Genomic DNA, 18,313 nt, shown 5'->3' on the forward strand with positions numbered 1-18,313 from the left:
AAAAAAGAAAGCCGGCAAAACGTGTTACAGATTGATCTTTGATTGCGACTAGAGTCGTAACAATGCTCAGACTGAACGGTTGAATCAAACAAAAAACACTCATCGAAAAGAAGAGTGTTGTTAAACGTATGGTAGAATCACAGAATAAGTTGTATCTAAATCAAGTAAGAGGCAGGTGTCGTATATTGATAAATAGAGATCAACTAGCTGATCTATTTGCTAGTCATCCTTTTCACATAAAAGAAATCTATCGTTTAGTCATCCAGCCCCATAGTACATTAAGGGAGTTTAAGACAGAAAGTGCTTGCTTTCTTTTCAGTATTCGCGGGGAAGCTAGGCTGAATGTTAATGGAAAGAGCTACGATTTGCAGCCAGGGTCCGTCATCCATGTAACACCAGGATGCCAGCTTGCCCTGCAGGTGATCAGTCAATCAGAATACGAGTACCATTCACTTTTCTATCATTTGAATTGTGATAAAGAATCTGACTGTGACACTGTTTTCAAGCTGGAAACGGGAGCAAATCCGAGAATCATTGAATTACTCACCATGCTCCATCAGAATGTCCATACACCTGGCGGAATGGGGAAACTTCGAGTCAAAGAATTATTTTTACGCATCCTATATCAAATACTAATGGGCTGTAAGCAGGAAGAGAGCTCTCCTCATGAAAGGGTCATTGAGGAAGCCATCGCTTATATTAGAGGACAATATATGATTCCATTAACACTTCAGGATCTCGCTGAACTGTTCGATATGAATCCTAAAAGCTTCTCATACTTTTTCCATAAATATACCGGACTTCACCCAATTGACTATGTCATCCAGTATCGTATGGAAAGAGCGCTTGAAATACTAAAGGCAGGCAATATTTCGATTCGTGACGTTGCTATGACTGTCGGCTATCCCAATCCGCTATATTTTAGCAGACTATTTAAAAAGAAATTCGGAGTGCCGCCTAGCGCATATATCGCTAAATAAATCTGTCGTATTTCTTCTCAAAACGATAGACACCAGCCTCATTCCTTAAAGGAATTCCACAGCTCTCTATGAAATAACCAGCCTAACTGCCTCATAAATTGAAGTCGATCAAGATCATCGCTCTTCTGTCAGTCCAGATTAGATAATAATGCATATGATATTCGCTATTTGTGTATTCGCATTTCACGAGGTCCTTGCTATACTATTAAATGATAATGATTATCAATATCGATTATTACTGACTAATAATCAGCAACGACAGGGAGGCAGATGATGTGAACAAAAAAAGGCAGCTTTGTATCGGATTGTCCTTGTCAGCGACCTGGTTGAAGGGAAAAGGCTGGCAGCATCCGAGCAGCATGGTAGAACACTTATTTTCAACCAACTTTTACGTTGAGCTTGCAAAGAGAGCAGAGATGGCCAAGCTTGACTTTCTTTTTAAGCCGGATGCACTGACACTCCACATAGAGTCATTGGATCACTCCCCTGGCTTTGGCGGTCTTGATCCAACGGTTCTGCTTGCTTCGATTGCTCATGAGACGGATCGAATCGGACTTGTTTCAACTGCCTCGACTACGTTCAACCCTCCCTATGTAGTGGCGAGACAGCTTCAGTCCTTGCACTCGATCAGCAATGGACGTGCCGGCTGGAATATTGTCACTTCGATCGACGGAGCCGATAATTTTAGCCATTCACCCATGCCAACCTCAGAAGAACGATATAAGAAGGCGATGGAATTTACGGATGTTGTACGCAAGCTTTGGGAGAGCTATCCAAATGAGGCGCTGCTCATCAATCGAGCGACAGGACAGTTTGCTGACAAGGAGAGAATTTATTCTATTCAACATGAAGGGCATTTCTTTCAAATTAAGGGGCCGCTTAATGTGCCAGCTCATCCGTCAGGAACCATTCCTTTGTTTCAGGCAGGTGCTTCGGAAACGGGGCGGGATTTTGCCGCTTCAACTGCAGATGCGATGTTTGCAGCAACCCCTGATATGGCCTCAGGCATTGAATTACGGAAAGACATGAGGAGAAGAGCATGCAAGCATGGCCGCCAGCCGGATGAGATCCGTGTGCTGCCTGGCTTGTACTTTTTTATAGGAAAAACACGTGATGAGGCGCATGAAATGTATCGAGAGGCTCATTCCCATTTAAGCACTGCACAAGGTTATGCAGCGATACAATCGATTCTAGGTCTCGATATTCGTCACCTTCCCTTAGATCAACCCGTTCCTGCCGATATGCTGCAAGGATTGGATGAGCAGGTACGCAGTCAGACTCATGCTGATTTGCTGCGCAGGTTGATTGTACAAACGCAGCCTACCGTAAGAGAACTACTCTCCAGACCAGAGGTCATTGGATCGGCACACTGGGTCATCGTGGGAACAGCTGAGGATGCACAGAGAGAAATAACCAGATGGTTTGAAGCAGGCGCTTTAGACGGTTTCATTGCTCTTCCGGGCTCAGTACAATCACTAGAATTATTTTTTGACGAATTGGTCCCCTTACTCGTCCAACATGGCTTATTTAGAAGTGAATATATAGGATCCACCTTACGTGAGCATCTGGGGATGAAATAAAGCACGACTACAATAGACAGTTTGAGAGGAGTTTTGAAAAGATGAATAAGAAATTAATGATCATCGGCTTCATTTCCTTATTGATGCTGATCATGGCGGCATGCGGCGGAGGAGACAAGCCTAAGCAATCAACTACTGCCTCCGGAAGCAAAAATGCCGGAATTGAAAATTCAGGTGATGCTGCTACGAAAACAATAGAGTATCTTGGGAAAAAGTATACCATCCCGAAAAAAGCCGAAAAAATCGTCATTACTGGGGCAATGGAAGCGATGGAAGATGCCGTTGTACTTGATGTTCATCCGGCAGGGGCAATATCAGTAGGAGGAAAGTTTCCGAAAATATTTGCTTCAATCACAAGCGATTCCGAATCAATCGGTGAAAAACAGCAGCCAAATTTTGAGAAAATATTAAGTTTGAAACCTGATGTTATTTTAGGCTCCTCTAAATTTCAACAAGTCGTACTGAACAAGTTAGAGAAAATTGCGCCGACCATTCCAATCTCCCATATCGCGACAAATTGGGAGGCTAATTTAGAGCTAATGGCCGAATTAACAGGAAAACAAACGAAAGCAGAGAAAATCCTCACTCAATACAAAACAGATGTCAAAGACGCAAAAGCTTCGTTAAAGGAAAAGCTCAAGGATAAAAAAGTAGCCATCATTCGCATTCGGGGAGCACAAGCCTTCGTATATCCAGAAGATGTTTATTTCAATCCTGTCTTGTATAACGAATTGGGTCTCGCCGTTCCTCAGCCGATTAGTTTGGCAAAGACACAAGAAGCAATCTCTGTCGAGCAGCTAGGAGAAATGAATCCGGATTATCTATTTGTACAATTTTCTACGGATGAAAATCAAGAGGCAAGCCAGGCATTTGATGACATGAAAAAGAATCCTGTTATTCGAAATATGACGGCCTTTAAAAAGGATCAGGTTTATATCAATGTGGTACATCCACTCCTTGAAGGAGGACCTGCTTATAGCCGCATCCAGTTTTTAGAAGCCTTGCAGCAGCAATTAGAAAATAAATGAGACTGCATGAATCAGCTATGAAATCATGACTATGGTCATTTTTAAAAATAAATGAAGCAAAAGAAGTGGGGAGAATTGTACGATGCAGGATATGGAAGTTTATGATGTAACCATTATTGGCGGCGGACCTGCTGGATTGTTTTCCGCCTTTTATAGTGGATTGCGTGAAATGAAAACGAAACTGATTGAATTCCAGCCTTTCCTTGGAGGAAAGGTGCATGTTTATCCAGAAAAGATGATCTGGGATATAGGAGGATTAACGCCAGTTCCAGGCTCGCAGCTGATTGAACAAATTGTTACTCAAGGACTGACCTTTGATCCAAAGGTCGTACTCGGAGAAAAGGTGACCTCTATTTCTCAAGACGAAACAGGTCACTTTGTTCTCCACACCGCGTCCAATCAAAAACATTACTCCAAAACCGTCATTTTAGCTGTTGGAGGAGGTATCCTCAAGCCGATTAAATTGGATATTGAGGGTGCAGAACGATTTGAGGTTCAAAATTTGCATTATACGGTCAAATCCCTTGCACGTTTTAAAGATAAAACCGTGTTGATCTCAGGAGGTGGTAATTCAGCCATTGACTGGGCGAATGAGCTGGAGCCGATTGCCAAGCAAGTGTATTTAACCTACCGGAAAGATGCTTTAAAAGGACATGAAGCCGAAATATCAAGACTTAATAACAGCTCTGTCCAATGTCTGCTTCATACCTCGATTGAAAAGCTCATCGCAGCAGACGATCATGAACGGATTGAAACGGTTGTCCTCAAAAATAATCAGGACGATACTTTATTTAAGCTAGCCATAGATGAAGTCATTATCAATCATGGATACGAACGAGACAAAGAATTACTTGCGAATAGTACCATTAAACTAGAGCAGAAGGATTACTGGATTGCAGGAACTCCACTGAGTGAGACGTCAGTCCGGGGCATTTATGCAGCAGGCGATATTTTGCATCATGAAGGAAAATTACATTTGATTGCTGGGGCTTTCCAGGATGCTGCGAATGCGGTAAACCAAGCGAAGCAATACGTAATGCCTGATGCAAGCGCTCGTGGAATGGTTTCTTCGCACAATGACATATTTATTCAAAAAAACAAAGAGCTGATGAAGCATTTGTATACGAAATAAAGTGTTCATTGCACAAGCAAGACTTGGAATCCCTTCTGTGCTTACAGAACGAAGACGTTTAGCACTCTTCTCATTCGAAGAGTGCTTTCCTTATTTAGAACGAAACACGTCGGCACTTCGTTCATATTCAACATCAGCTTCACCAAGCCGATGATTCACGATTCGGGCAGCAGCAAATAAATAATCGGATAGACGGTTTACATATGTGAGCGCAACGGTTGGAATCTCCTCCTGTTTCGCAAGCGTCACAATATGCCGCTCTGCTCTTCTAACGACTGTCCGCGCCACATGTAAAAGAGCAGCACCTTCCTGACCGCCCGGTAAAATAAACTTGGTGAGCGGCGCAGCTTCTTCTACATAGACATCCATTCTTTCCTCAAGGACTGCCACAGAGGCTTCTGTTAATTTGCCCTCTTTAGGTGGTTTCACTGCTGCCAAATCACCGCCGCAGTCAAACAGCTCATGCTGTATAACGATCAGCTCTGACAAAAGGTCCTGAAACAATTCGCCATGCTGCCGTAAATTTGCATGCGCAAGTCCAATGAAGCTATTCGCCTCATCTAATGTGCCGTAAGCTTCAACTCTCACGTCATCTTTATCGGCTCTTCCTCCGATCAAGCCTGTTTGTCCCTGATCCCCGGTTTTCGTATAAAGTTTCAACGGTATTCCCCCTTTTCTACTGCTTTGTCCTTTTAGTATAACCCGAACTAAATAGGATGTAGTTGTTTTACTAAAACATGGTGAATGAATGTCATTAATGAAACAGAAAAGTGAACCATTTGTCCATTATGAAGGCCAACCACCCCTTTTATTTCCTTATAAAATAATGATTGAAGATATAGTTTATAGTGTCTAAAATGTGATTAAGACAAAATGAAGGAGGATGGTATGAGTAAATTTAGTTTATTTAACAAGTTTATGGTACAAGAAGGCGAAAAAGAAAAAATGGTTGATATTCTGTTAGAAGCAGCAGAATCAATGAAGAATTTGGATGAATGTGAAATATATCTTGTGAATATTTCCGAGAATGAACCAAATTCTGTTTATGTTTATGAAGTGTGGGCAAACGAAGATGCCCATCAAGCATCTCTAGGTCATGAAGCTACCCAAACATTAATAAGTCGTGCGAAACCAATTATTACTGGTATTGATAGAATCAATACTTTAATAACACAAGGCGGAAAGGGCATTTCATCTAATTAGAATTCAACCGTCTTAGATATAAAATTAGAACTGGTTGTCATTGTGGCAGCTTTTTTTCTTAAGAACAATTGTAATGACTACACATTTTAGATATGTGTAGTCATTACAATATCAACTGTTTTACTCAACTAACCTAAATATAACTGTACGTTCACTTTTGAATGACTTTCAACTTATGAAGAAGCCCATACACCTTTTGTCCTAATCTTTCGTGTAGAAGGTCAACATCTTCCGTTTCCTGCGTATTGGGTGCAGCAATACAAAGATGATGGATTGGAATGCTTGTTTCTTGCTTTATGATGTGCATAAGCTGACCTATGAGCTGAACAGCTGCGCCGTCTGATAAAGATCGTTTCAGGATAAGCCAAATGTTCAACTTTTCCTGCTGAAGCATGCTGTAAAGGATCATATCGTCTTCGGCGTCTTCTGCAGCGTATTTCGCTAATCCTTTAGCTTGCTCGAAAAACAGCATATCTTCAGTTGGCTCTAACTGATGATGAAGCGTCTTCGTTCCCGTTCCAATCGACCTTTTCCAAAAGAACCCGCCGTTTTCCTTATGTGAGGTAAGGATGCGAAGAGGCTGATTAATGGAAAATGTCATTCCTTCTGAGCCATATGTCCTCCAGCCATCCGCTATGTTTACAATTGATGTTTTAGAAGGGGCGGAAGGTTCAACCATCAGCTGAGGGTTTGCCCTAATTGGATGCTGGAGCGGTGTCACATTTGTTTCATACACACGGTTGATTCGTTCGGTGGTCAAAACGTGATGCGGCAGTCCTAACATGTCAGTCTTTCCTTCATGAAGCAGCAGCAGCCGATCACAATATAAACTAGCAATGTTCACATCATGGAATACGCCAATGACCGTTAACCTAGAGGAAGTCGTTTCTTCTTTAATTAAATCAAGCAAATCTTTTTGATAGGCTAAGTCAAGGAAGCTGGTTGGTTCATCCAGCAATAAATATTCAGGCTGCTGCGCCAATGCCTGTGCCAAATACACACGCTGCTGTTCACCGCCACTTAACTCATGGATGGGTTGATCCTTAAACTGTGCAACACCCGTTTGTTCCATTACTTTTCTGACGACCTGCACATCTTCTTGCGTGGCAGATTGCAGCCACCCTTTTTGATATGGATAACGGCCGAATTGGACGGTTTCTTCCACCGTAAATGAAAAAACTTGATCCGTTTTCTGCGGCAGAACTGCCATCTTTTGCGCAAGCGCCTTTGGCTGATAGGATTGAACAAGGTGACCGCCGAGGCGCACTTCACCGCTCTCAGGGGCTAAAATTCCTGCCATCATTTTAAGCAGGGTCGTCTTCCCGCTCCCGTTTGGGCCGAGTATACCGAGAAATTCTCCTTGCTTTACTTCAAGGCTAATGCCACGAATGATCTCTTTCTCTCCATAGCCACCTCTGATTTCCTTCACTTGAATCATACGTGCGTCCCCCCTCTATATTGACGAATGAGGATGATGCCAAATACAGGTGCACCAATTAACGCAGTAATGATGCCAATCGGTAATTCAGTCGGCTCAATGATGGTACGGGATAACACATCTGCTAATACGAGAAAGGAAGCACCGTTCAACATAGACAAAGGCAGCAGATGCCGATGATCCGTGATAGTTAAGAGGCGGATAAAATGCGGAATCACAAGTCCTACAAAACCGATCGTCCCTGATACCGCTACTGCACTTCCGGTCAGAATCGAGCCCGCCAGCAGCACAATATATTTGCTCCTTTTCACATGGACACCTAATAGCTTTGCCTTCTCCTCGCCATATGTCATGACATTCAAATCTCGCCCCATCAACATTAACGTAAAGGTCCCAATAAGAAAGAAAGGAAGAAAAAGCGCAATATAACGCCAGCCTCTCATGGACACACTGCCAAGCAGCCAATGAATGATCTCTTTTAGATCATCACCTGTTAAAGCAATCATCAATGAAATGAGCGCACCCAAAAAAGAGCTAAAAATCACTCCTGTTAAAATTAAAGAAGAAATGCTCATCCCCCGATGAACAAGACGCGCAAAAAAGAGAACGAGACACAGGGTCACAAGCGCCGTTGTCATACTGAATAATGGCAATGTGAAACTGCCAACAAGCGGGAGCTGCAAGCTAAAAAACAGAGTCGCTACGGCTCCAACTGATGCCCCTTGAGATACCCCCAGCGTATAAGGGTCAGCGAGAGGATTTTTTAATAAACCTTGAAAAGCTGCACCAGATAACGCCAGTGCTGCTCCGACTAATGCCGCTAATATGACTCTTGGCAGCCGAATGTTCATCATAATATTGCGATCGATGGAATCAATGGTTCCAAACTGTATTCCGAATAGTTCATGAATAAATATACGAAGAATAGAAGGAATGGGAATCCCTAAGCTTCCAAAGGAGATTCCCATTCCAATGCTCATCACAAGAAGTAAAGCACTTAGTGTATATGCGATGATCAATTTATTTGAACGTGTCAGGATAGACGCTTTTCGCAAGAGCCTCGACTCCTTCAACCAATCGCGGTCCCGGTCTTGATGCGAGATCCGTATTCAATTGAAAGACTTGTTTTTCTTTCACTGCTTTCATTGCATTCCAGCCGTCTCTTTTTTTCAAATCAGCTAAGCTGGAACCATCAATTGTCACGATGACATCAGGATTTCGTTTGATGATCGATTCTTCTGTCATTTGCACCCAGCCAGTTTGATCGCCAGCAGCATTTTTGGCATGGATAACAGAAAGCATTTCATCCATAAATGTATTTTTACCAGTTGTATAGATTTCAGGCGCACCTGACACTTCGACAAAGACAGTTTTTTGTTTGTCTTTTGAAATCGTCTCTGCTTGTTTCTTGAAGTCATTCAATTTTGTTTTCATCTCGTCTACAAGTTTTGTTGATGCTTCTTTCACGCCAGCTGCTTCACCGATCATATCGATTGATTTGTACACATCCTTAAAGGAGGTTGCATCATTTACAGTCAGAACTTTTATCCCTGCATCTTCAAGCTGTTTAAATCCTTCTTTTGATCCCATTTGAGATGCATGTGCTAACACAAGATCTGGCTTTAATGAAATGACCTTCTCGACATTGAATTCAAGTCCGCCAATCTTCTCTACCTTTTCGACTTCCTTTGGATAATTATCAAAGTCTGATCGTCCAACCATTTTATCTCCAAGGCCGAGTGCATAGGCAACTTCTGTATTACTTGGAATTAACGAAACAATTCGTTTAGGCTGTTCTTTGATTTCGACCGTTTTTCCAGCTGCATCTTTAATCGATACTGGAAATGCCGCAGTGGCCGTTTCTTTATTTTGTGACCCTGTTGCTTTATGATCTGTCTCAGCGCCTGCACATCCTGCTAAAACACCCATCACAAGCAATAACGATAGCCAAATAGCTGTTAACTTTTTCATGAGCGAACCCCCTGGTTTATGTACTGCTTAACGAAATCTCTTTCGTCAATTCTTTTCTAATTTCGGGAATATTATACTACAGTGCAGATAGGTTGTATATGTGATTTCTAAAAGCGTCTTTTCTGTTCATAAAACAAAAAAACAGCCTCTAAAAAGACTGTTTTTCACTCTTCTATTGATTGATTGGTTCTCCATTGATAACGACTTTCTGAAAATCAGGAGAAACTGCATGCTCTAAAGATAAGGGATACGCCACTTCATCTATGACACAATCTTTCATTTTAAAATGAGTAACAGGAGAATGTGCGTATGCGGCTATTTTCACACCATATCGTCCGCCGTTGCTTTTGAGTCCTTCTACTTCAATATGACGTACAACAGGACGATGCGGACCAGCATCTCCTTCCTCATACATCATGTCGATACAGATCACTTCATGCTTTAGACTTTTGACTGTATTGTTTTTAAAATAAATATGTTCAATCGTACCGCCTCTGACAGAGTTGGTTTTAATACGCAGTGCCCGATCAAGGTTCGGACTGTCCATTACGTTATCTTCTGCATAAACAAACTTTACCCCGCCAGAAATCTCGCTCCCGATCGTCACACCGCCGTGTCCATCCCTCATCTCATTTCTACGAATGACGATGTTTTCAGATGGAACCCCTATTCTCCGTCCATCCTCGTTTCTGCCCGATTTGATGGCAATACAATCATCTCCGTTATCAAAGTAACAATCTTCAATGAGCACATTCCGGCAAGACTCCGGATTGACACCATCTGTGTTTGGTCCATGCCCAATGATTTTAACGCCGCGGACGATGACGTGACTACTTAATACAGGATGAATTTGCCACATTGGTGAATCCTTCACTGTCACTCCTTCGATTAGAACTTGCTGACATTGGTATGGCTGAATAAAGCTCGATCTTAAATAATGGCCTTCTCCAAATACCCTTTCTTCTACCGGTATTCTCTTTTCCGCCATTTCAAACAAGAGCTGACGATCCTGATCTTGAGAGGGCTGGCCATTTGTCCCATACTTCCAAGGCCACCAATGATGCTCATCCCCTCTGCCATCAAGCGTTCCGGCTCCAGTAATAGCGATATTTTCTGCATGGTGTGCATAAATGAGAGGTGAATAATTATAAAGCTCAATCCCCTCATATCTTGTCAGTACAAGAGGCAGATAATCCTTTGGGTCTTGACTGAATGTCACATAGGCTTTCTCCTGCAGATGAAGTTCTACATTGCTTTTCAATTCTAAAGCACCTGTCACAAACGTCCCTCTTGGGATCAGCACCCTTCCTCCTTTCAACCGATGTGCTTCATCGATGGCAGACTGAATGGCATTTGTAGATAACTCTTTCCCTTCCGCATCTGCTCCATAATGAACCACATTCAATTCACGATCTGGGAAATGCGGCGCTTTTATCTGCTTTAACACTTGATCGATCCCGTTTGCTTTTTTATCTTTCTTCCCTTGCTTTGCTAAACGAGCAATTCCGACTCCAGTTAGTACCGTTCCTGCTGTGATATACATCAAATTCCGTTTTTTAGACACTTTCTCATCCCCCAGTCGCCTTAAAGTGTGACACCTGTTTTGAAAATAGCCAGCTCTCTAAAATTGTTTTTTTCATGATTTAACAGCTTCCCACTCGCCACATCAATAACCGTTGAAATGAATTTTTCTAACACAACATCTTCCGGTACATCTTCAAGCAGTTCTCCGGCATTAAAGTCAATCCAGTGCTTTTTTGTTTCATATAAAGCTGTGTTGGTCGAGATCTTCATTGTTGGCACAAACGTACCAAATGGTGTCCCCCTGCCTGTTGTAAAAAGCACCATTTGACAACCGGAAGCAGCAAGAGCAGATGAAGCAACCAAATCATTACCAGGTGCACTTAATAAGTTCAATCCCTTTTGTTTCAGCAGCTCCCCATATTTCAATACATCTTTAATATCAGAAGTGCCTGCTTTTTGTGTACAGCCGAGAGACTTATCCTCTAATGTCGAAATTCCACCAGCTTTATTTCCCGGGGAAGGATTTTCATATACCGGCTGTCGATGATCCAAGAAGTATTGTTTAAAGTCATTGATCATTTGCACAATATTGTCGAAAGTCGCTTCTGATGCTGCTCTCTCCATTAAAATCGTTTCAGCACCAAACATTTCGGGCACTTCTGTCAGCACCGTCGTTCCGCCTTGTGCGACAATAAAATCGGATAGCCTGCCTAAAAGCGGATTTGCAGTAATACCGGAAAATCCATCTGATCCTCCGCACTTCAAGCCAATTTTCAGCTCAGATAACGGAATGTCTTCACGATGATCTTCTTTCGCCGCATCATAAATTTCCTTGAGTAAAGCGACTCCCGTCTCAATCTCATCTCCTACTTCTTGGCTTCTTAAAAATTTCACTCTCGTACGGTCATATTCACCTAATGTGGACTGAAAATCCTCAATGTCATTGTTTTCACACCCAAGTCCAAGAACAAGTACTCCTCCAGCGTTAGGATGCTTCACCGCATTTTGTAAAATGGTTTTCGTATTTTCATGATCGTCCCCAAGCTGGGAGCATCCATAATTGTGCTTTAATACGAGGGCTGTTTCAAAAGGATGGATGTTTCCACCCATTTCAGCGGTGAATATTTGGATCATTTGATCGGCGATGCCATTCACACATCCAACGGTAGGAACAATCCAAAGCTCATTGCGGATTCCGCTTTCGCCATTTTTTCGTTTATATCCTTTAAATGTAAGATTCGTTTTTTCATAGGGGTTTTCTGATAATGAAGGCTGGTATTCGTATTCTAGCTTGCCAGATAGATTGGTTTTAATATTATGCGTATGCACCCATTCCCCAGCAGAAATGGCAGTCACTGCATGACCAATGGGATAGCCATATTTGATAATATTCTCTCTTTGCTTGATATCAGCCAATGCAAACTTATGACCTTTGCCAACGGTCTCTTTTAAGATAATCGTATGTCCTTGATGCTGCAGCTCTTCCCCTTGTTCCAATCCTTTTAAAGCAATACCGACATTATCTGAAGGGTTGATTAAAATAAAGTCTTTCATGCCTTCTCCCCCTGATTTTCATATTGAAGACGCATCATTTGGTGAACAGCCGCACTCATCCCGTGCTTCTGTATGAGGGTAAGCTGATCAGCTACAGCTTGACTCAATCCATTTACATCCGTTAAATCTCTGCCCCATAATGATTCGTATGAAAGGATACTCGCTGCAACCGCTTCATTGGAACGGTTTTCCCATGCTTCCTTCATGAGCGTGAGCACAGTTTCATCATCCTTTACCCTTCCTGCATGTGCTCTGTAGAAATAAATGAGACTGCTAAGTGAAAACACAAGTTTCATTGGCAGCTGTTTCTTTTGCTCGACATAATCAAGCAATGACGGAAGATTACGGGTTCGGAATTTGGATACCCCATTCAGTGCAATATCCAGCAATTGATGCTTTACAAATGGATTGCAAAAACGATCCCAAACGGATTGTGTATAAAGAAGAAGCTCATCTTGAGGAAGTTCAAGTCCTGGAAGTACTTCCTCCTCCAGCATACGCCGGATGAACGGACCAACATGCTCATCATCCACAGCTTCTTTTACAGTTTCTATACCGCATGAGTAAGCAATCGGCACCATCGCTGTATGTGCACCATTTAAAATTCGTACCTTGCTCATACGATAAGGCGAAATATCCTCTACAAAAAGAACATTTAACCCTGCTTCTTGAAAGGGGAGCTCCTTTTGTACGAAGGCAGGTGCTTCAATGACAAAAAGATGATAATATTCTGCCGTGACAAGCAATTCGTCAATATACCCTTCTTCCTTTTCTACGATTTCAGCCGCTTCCTTAGAGAATCCAGGGACAATCCGGTCCACAAGCGTATTACAAAACGTGTTGGCCTCTTTTATCCATGTCATAAACGCAGGCGACAATTCCCACTCAGCTGCCATACTGATCACATATTCCTTCAATCGATCACCATTTTGTTCAACCAATTCACAAGGTAGAATGATCAGACCTTTCCGCTCATCTCCAGCAAAAGCTTTAAACCGGTGATACAAGAACGCTGTCAGCTTTCCTGGAAAACTGGCTTGTGGCCGATCCTCCAAACGATCCTCCTTTTTGAGCACAAGTCCTGCCTCCGTCGTGTTTGAGAAGACAAAGCGGAGATCCGGGTTTTCCGCTACGTGTAAAAACTCCTCGTAATCCGTATACGTACTAATTCCTCTGCTAATCGATTGGATGATTATACGTTCATTCATTTCTTGCCGGTCATGATATCCCTGAATACATAATGTGTACAAGCCATCTTGTTCATTTAAGGCTGCCACTGATCCTTTTCGAGGAGGGACAACAACCGCTCTTCCTTTAAAATCTGTGCAGTCGTTCAGCTTCTGGATGTGCCAATTGATAAATCCTCGCATAAAATTTCCTTCACCAATCTGCAAAATCGTTTCCGGATACTCAGGTGCCGGGTAAATGGCTTTTGATAATCGTTTCAAATGGATTCCCCTCTCCAAGTAATATGCACACGTGAACATTTTTCTGAAAAGGTGCTGATTACTGCACCTTTTTAACTGAATCTCTGATCATCAGCTCTGTGTGAACATACACTTTTTCCATATGATCTTCTTCTTGCTCTTCACCGTTTATTACTGAAAGGATAGCTTCTGCTCCAAGTGCACACATTTTTTCAATCGGCTTTTTCACCGTTGTCAATGCAGGTGTGGTATAGGATGAAAATGCAATATCATCAAAACCGATAATAGAAATATCATTTGGACACGTTTTGCCTTTTGCAAATAAAGCATTCATTGCACCGATCGCCATGTCATCATTTGAGCAAAAGAGCGCTGTTGGCGGTTCATCAAGGGCCAGCAGCGATTCCATTGATTCATAGCCGCTTTTCATGTGATAATCGCCTTTCATCATATATTCTTTCTTCATAGGCATTTGGTGATCAATTAACGCTTGCAGGAAACCAGCTGTTCTTTCTTGAGTTGATTTAAAGCCTTCTTTCCCTTCAATGATGGCGATTTGTTCATGACCTTGCTGAATGAAATGGTGTGCAGCCTGGTAAGCTCCTTGACTATCATCTGCTAATATATTCATGACTTCATGACTTTCTACACGGCGATTCAGCACAATGATGGGAATGCCCTGTTTCTTCACATGATGGATAAACGCCTCATCGTGCTCGCTTTGACTCATGAGCAAAATGCCATCATAGCGTTGTTTATGAATGGTTGTATAATCGTGAAAGTCATCAATTCCTCTGACAAAGAGATTATAATACTCTGTCATGACGCTATTGACACCTTTTAACGCATCCACAAAGAAGCTTGAAGATGTACCCTCTGTTAAACTCGTAAAAAACAGACCGATTGTAAATGATTTTTGTGATACAAGGCCTCTCGCATGGACATTCGGTGAATAATTCAGCTGTTTTGCAATCGACAAAATCTTTTGTTTTGTCTTCTCTTTAATAAAAGGACTGTTATTCAAAGCCCTTGATACCGTGGTATGAGAGACGTTTGCCAATTTTGCTATGTCTTTAATTGTGACTGTCATGCTATTCCGCCTTTTATGATTTTTTACCATCTTATCATAAAATCGCTTTCATTTTCTTCATGTCATTTTGTTCGGATGCTGGAGCTGCTTCGTCCGGTCAAATTGGAAATACTGTCTGGCATTTTCATAGCTGATTCCTTTCACGATTCCCCCTAACAGATCAAGATCATATGGAGCTTCCCCTTTTTCTACCCAATCTCCGATGATATCGCAAAGCAGTCTTCGAAAATATTCATGCCTTGTATACGACAAAAAGCTTCTTGAATCTGTCAGCATCCCAATGAAACGGCTGATCAGTCCAATACTGGATAGAGCCATCATCTGCTCTGTCATCCCTTGTTTCGTATCATTAAACCACCAAGCTGTACCGTGCTGAATCTTCCCAGGAGCCGTTCCGTCTTGAAAGCTTCCAGCCAATGTGGAAATCACAACATTATCCCTTGGATTCAAGGAATATAAAATGGTTTTTGGCAGTGCCTGTTCTTGTTCTAAACGATCCAATATTCGGCAAAGCGGCTTGGCAATGTCTGCATCATTCATCGCATCATACCCTGTATCTGGCCCAAGCCGCTCAAACATTTTCGTATTGTTGTTCCTAAGCGCATTGATATGAAGCTGCATCGCCCAGCCCCGCTCATAGTAAGCCTGACCAAGCTTAATGAATGTTTGTGTTTTAAATTTAGTCTTCTCTTTTTCCGTCAATGCATGCCCAGACATTCTTTTATGAAAGATGGTTTCCACTTCTTCTTCCGTCGTTTCTTCAAACGTCATTTCGTTAATGGCATGATCTGAGATCAGGCAGCCCTGTTCATGGAAAAAATCAATTCTTGCACGGAGTGCTGTTAAAAAGTCTTGATAGGATTGGATTGGAGTAGATGAAGCCTCTGCCAGTTCGTGAACATACGCTGTAAATAGGTGATTTGTTATATCAAGGGCCTTATCAGGCCGAAATCCGGGCAGTACTTGCACAGTGAATCCTTCTTCCCGCAGTTTTTGATGATAGCAAAGCGAATCGACTGGATCATCTGTCGTCACGACTGTTTCAACGTTCGATTTCACAATGAAGTCTCTTGCACCAAAACCCTCTCCTTGCAGCTTTTCATTTACTTTTTGCCAGATGATGTGTGCGGTTTTTTCGTTTAAAAGTTCCTCAACTCCAAAATATCGTCTCAGTTCTAAATGAGTCCAGTGATAGAGCGGGTTTCCAAGGGTCATGGGAACAGTCTTCGCCCACGCCAGAAATTTCTCATAGTCTGAGGCATCCCCTGTGACGTGTGATTCTGGTATGCCGTTTGCTCTCATGGCACGCCATTTGTAATGATCTCCGTAAAGCCATGCTTCGGTGATATTATGGAAGGTTTTATTTTCATAGATTTCTTTGGGGCTTAAATGACAATGGTAATCTATAATTGGAAGGTCCTTAGCAAACTCATGGTATAGCTTTTCCGCCGTTTGACTGTTGAGTAAAAACTGATCATCTAAAAAGGCTTTCATCAAACTCCCCCATCTCTCTTATAAATAAAAATGATTTGTTCACGTTAACAATTTCATTGTAATCGTTTACAAAATTGATTTCAATCCTAAAACAGGAAAAAACGATCTCCTTTAGAAAAGAAAATCGTTTTTTTGCTATTTTACAGGTGATGATTTTTTTAGGATAATCGCAATAGTTGTTCCAGAGCCTAGTTCACTTTCAACTTGAATATCACCGTCATGCAGCAAGACGAGCTCTTTTGCTATCGCAAGCCCGAGACCAGTTCCGTTCGTTGGATCATTTGTATTTGTCCCTCTGTAGTAGCGGTTAAATAGGTGATCCACCGTTTCCTGTGCCATTCCGCGGCCATTGTCTTTCATTTCGATCCGAACTTCTTCATCTGTTTCAGATAAAACAGCTGTAATATGAGTGCCTTTTTCGTTATGCTTCACTGCATTCGCCAGCAGGTTCTCAATCACTCGTCTGAACCAGGCTTTATCGATCTCAAATATGACACCATCTGTTTGATCTTCAAAGGAGCATGGATAATCCTCAGATGAGGAGCTTCTTGAGAACTCATCCATAATGGAAGCTAAAAATTCACTGAGTTCAACCGGTTTACGATTAATAGGCAGGGCACCATTCTTCAATCGGTACGTGAGGTTTAAATCCTCAATCAGTGTCGACATGTATTCTGATTTCTCACGAATCACCTGTCCCATTTCCATGACTTCTTCTTTGGACCATTGATATTGATCGGATTCAAGCATGAGTCCATAGCCGTAAATCGTACTTAGAGGCGTTTTCAAATCATGAGACAATCCTGCAATCCATTCTTCCCTTGTGGTTTGAATTTTTCTTCGGTTTGCTTCATTCTCTTTTAATGTAAGCGTGAGCTGATCCATTGTTTTTAGGATATCCTCAAATAATCGGTATTCCCGCTTAATACGGCCTTTTTTATTTTTACTGAATGGAATTCCCTTTCTATTTGTTGGTTCCTGCAATTTATTTTTTGATAAGAAAATCAGCCAGCGAATAATGTGATAAATTGGCAGCCCATAGCGGTACGAATACCATAATGTCATAATAATAATAATGGTGAGTGCAAGACCTGCATTTAAGATAGTTGTATATTGATTTAAAGCGTCTGTCTCTTTATCGTAAAGTTCGTCTGGGCTGTATACTTTATTTGGTACAGAAACAATAATATACAGGTTTTTATTCACTTTCATATAAGACAGATCACTTCTAAACTCCCAAGGTTTCGATTGATACTTGAGCAGTTCAACATCTGTTACGTTATGTTTCAAATCGGTGTTGGCTCGAATGCCTTTTAAATATTTTCCTTCGTCATTGAACAAATGCACCGATCCATTCATTCTCTTCAAGAATTCTTTTGTTTCAACCGAATATTGAGATAGTGCAGCCAAATTCTTCTCGTGCTGCTTCAGATAATTGGCTACTTTTGTGCTGTTCGTTTTGAACCCATATAACACGATAAAGCTTTTTTGATCAATCTCAATTGGCCAGAAGTACATCTTATAATCTTTAAATTGTCTCTTTTCAAAAATCTTGATCATTTCATCCTTTTGATAGGATGTTGGAATGGTTTTAGGGCGATGATAACTATAAACGTTTTTCTTTTTCGAATCGATTACTTGTAGCCAGCCGTCTCGTTTTTTCACTGCTTGCTTGAGCTGATCGTCGGCTTCCATTTTTCCATCCTCGTTAAAATAAAGCCAGCTCATGAGTGTATCTCCATCAGCTTTTGTTAAACCGGTTTCAGCCATGTTCTCATAGTATTTTTTATAATATAAGTTATCAGAGAACGTATTCCCAATCATCAAAATGGCAATGACAATAAACATTTGTCCGACAAAGTGAAAGAAAAGTTTTGCTCGTAAATTCATAA

At 41.7% G+C, this 18,313-nt stretch carries 15 protein-coding genes; 5 read left to right on the forward strand and 10 right to left on the reverse strand.

What is annotated here, in order from left to right:
* The first annotated feature begins 185 nt into the window (after positions 1 to 185).
* The 4 genes from NST59_RS15405 (at position 186) to NST59_RS15420 (ending at position 4,720) form a co-directional block, all read left to right on the forward strand.
* Positions 186 to 980 carry an AraC family transcriptional regulator gene (locus NST59_RS15405; RefSeq protein WP_039183310.1) on the forward strand — a complete coding sequence of 265 codons (795 nt, stop codon included), beginning with the start codon at positions 186 to 188 and terminating at the stop codon, positions 978 to 980.
* 275 nt (positions 981 to 1,255) lie between these two features.
* On the forward strand, positions 1,256 to 2,560 hold the full coding sequence (locus tag NST59_RS15410; RefSeq protein WP_247543726.1) for an NtaA/DmoA family FMN-dependent monooxygenase: 1,305 nt from the start codon (positions 1,256 to 1,258) through the stop codon (positions 2,558 to 2,560).
* 41 nt (positions 2,561 to 2,601) lie between these two features.
* The gene (locus NST59_RS15415) at positions 2,602 to 3,588 is read left to right on the forward strand and encodes an ABC transporter substrate-binding protein (RefSeq protein ID WP_059375015.1); all 987 of its coding nucleotides are present in this window, start codon (positions 2,602 to 2,604) and stop codon (positions 3,586 to 3,588) included.
* Between the two features lie 82 nt (positions 3,589 to 3,670).
* Entirely contained in the window at positions 3,671 to 4,720 is a 1,050-nt protein-coding gene (locus NST59_RS15420) for an NAD(P)/FAD-dependent oxidoreductase (protein ID WP_039181337.1), read from the forward strand.
* A gap of 90 nt (positions 4,721 to 4,810) precedes the next feature.
* Here NST59_RS15420 and NST59_RS15425 read toward each other — a convergent pair whose 3' ends face one another.
* On the reverse strand, positions 4,811 to 5,380 hold the full coding sequence (locus NST59_RS15425) for a cob(I)yrinic acid a,c-diamide adenosyltransferase (protein ID WP_064498056.1): 570 nt from the start codon (positions 5,378 to 5,380) through the stop codon (positions 4,811 to 4,813).
* Between the two features lie 228 nt (positions 5,381 to 5,608).
* Between NST59_RS15425 and NST59_RS15430 the strand changes: the two genes are divergently transcribed.
* A complete protein-coding gene (locus NST59_RS15430; RefSeq protein WP_039181343.1) occupies positions 5,609 to 5,923 on the forward strand; it encodes a putative quinol monooxygenase in 315 nt (104 codons plus the stop codon).
* A 151-nt stretch (positions 5,924 to 6,074) separates the two neighbouring features.
* On the opposite strand, the gene NST59_RS15435 is transcribed toward NST59_RS15430, so the two are convergent.
* The 9 genes from NST59_RS15435 to NST59_RS15475 all read right to left on the reverse strand — a co-directional run bounded on the left by NST59_RS15435 (position 6,075) and on the right by NST59_RS15475 (position 18,311).
* Positions 6,075 to 7,361 carry a heme ABC transporter ATP-binding protein gene (locus NST59_RS15435; RefSeq protein ID WP_341040809.1) on the reverse strand — a complete coding sequence of 429 codons (1,287 nt, stop codon included), beginning with the start codon at positions 7,359 to 7,361 and terminating at the stop codon, positions 6,075 to 6,077.
* The gene (locus tag NST59_RS15440) at positions 7,358 to 8,416 is read right to left on the reverse strand and encodes a FecCD family ABC transporter permease (protein WP_064498054.1); all 1,059 of its coding nucleotides are present in this window, start codon (positions 8,414 to 8,416) and stop codon (positions 7,358 to 7,360) included. The genes NST59_RS15435 and NST59_RS15440 overlap by 4 nt, the downstream gene beginning before the upstream one ends.
* Entirely contained in the window at positions 8,382 to 9,332 is a 951-nt protein-coding gene (locus NST59_RS15445; RefSeq protein ID WP_341040810.1) for an ABC transporter substrate-binding protein, read from the reverse strand. Before NST59_RS15445 ends, NST59_RS15440 begins: the two co-directional genes overlap by 35 nt.
* 172 nt (positions 9,333 to 9,504) lie before the next feature.
* A complete protein-coding gene (locus NST59_RS15450; protein ID WP_059375027.1) occupies positions 9,505 to 10,896 on the reverse strand; it encodes a glycoside hydrolase family 28 protein in 1,392 nt (463 codons plus the stop codon).
* 20 nt (positions 10,897 to 10,916) lie between these two features.
* Entirely contained in the window at positions 10,917 to 12,410 is a 1,494-nt protein-coding gene (locus NST59_RS15455; RefSeq protein ID WP_126682304.1) for a UxaA family hydrolase, read from the reverse strand.
* Positions 12,407 to 13,858, reverse strand: a complete 1,452-nt coding sequence (locus NST59_RS15460) for a tagaturonate reductase (protein WP_341040811.1) — start codon at positions 13,856 to 13,858, stop codon at positions 12,407 to 12,409. Before NST59_RS15460 ends, NST59_RS15455 begins: the two co-directional genes overlap by 4 nt.
* 58 nt (positions 13,859 to 13,916) lie before the next feature.
* Positions 13,917 to 14,927 (reverse strand): LacI family DNA-binding transcriptional regulator, encoded by a 1,011-nt coding sequence (locus tag NST59_RS15465; protein WP_059375033.1) that lies wholly within the window; start codon positions 14,925 to 14,927, stop codon positions 13,917 to 13,919.
* 57 nt (positions 14,928 to 14,984) lie between these two features.
* The gene (gene uxaC, locus NST59_RS15470; protein WP_059375035.1) at positions 14,985 to 16,421 is read right to left on the reverse strand and encodes a glucuronate isomerase; all 1,437 of its coding nucleotides are present in this window, start codon (positions 16,419 to 16,421) and stop codon (positions 14,985 to 14,987) included.
* 135 nt (positions 16,422 to 16,556) lie between these two features.
* A complete protein-coding gene (locus NST59_RS15475; protein ID WP_064498049.1) occupies positions 16,557 to 18,311 on the reverse strand; it encodes a HAMP domain-containing sensor histidine kinase in 1,755 nt (584 codons plus the stop codon).
* Positions 18,312 to 18,313: the final 2 nt, after the last annotated feature.

The sequence above is a fragment of the Bacillus sp. FSL R5-0439 genome (assembly GCF_038008805.1).
GTDB lineage: Bacteria > Bacillota > Bacilli > Bacillales > Bacillaceae > Bacillus > Bacillus safensis.

What these genes read in the sequence shown, in the direction of transcription:
- NST59_RS15455 (WP_126682304.1), bottom strand. Translation starts at nt 12,410, where the DNA reads ATGAAAGACTTTATTTTAATCAACCCTTCAGATAATGTCGGTATTGCT.
- NST59_RS15420 (WP_039181337.1), top strand. Translation starts at nt 3,671, where the DNA reads ATGCAGGATATGGAAGTTTATGATGTAACCATTATTGGCGGCGGACCT.
- uxaC (WP_059375035.1), bottom strand. Translation starts at nt 16,421, where the DNA reads ATGAAAGCCTTTTTAGATGATCAGTTTTTACTCAACAGTCAAACGGCG.
- NST59_RS15435 (WP_341040809.1), bottom strand. Translation starts at nt 7,361, where the DNA reads ATGATTCAAGTGAAGGAAATCAGAGGTGGCTATGGAGAGAAAGAGATC.
- NST59_RS15445 (WP_341040810.1), bottom strand. Translation starts at nt 9,332, where the DNA reads ATGAAAAAGTTAACAGCTATTTGGCTATCGTTATTGCTTGTGATGGGT.
- NST59_RS15415 (WP_059375015.1), top strand. Translation starts at nt 2,602, where the DNA reads ATGAATAAGAAATTAATGATCATCGGCTTCATTTCCTTATTGATGCTG.
- NST59_RS15430 (WP_039181343.1), top strand. Translation starts at nt 5,609, where the DNA reads ATGAGTAAATTTAGTTTATTTAACAAGTTTATGGTACAAGAAGGCGAA.
- NST59_RS15475 (WP_064498049.1), bottom strand. Translation starts at nt 18,311, where the DNA reads ATGAATTTACGAGCAAAACTTTTCTTTCACTTTGTCGGACAAATGTTT.
- NST59_RS15465 (WP_059375033.1), bottom strand. Translation starts at nt 14,927, where the DNA reads ATGACAGTCACAATTAAAGACATAGCAAAATTGGCAAACGTCTCTCAT.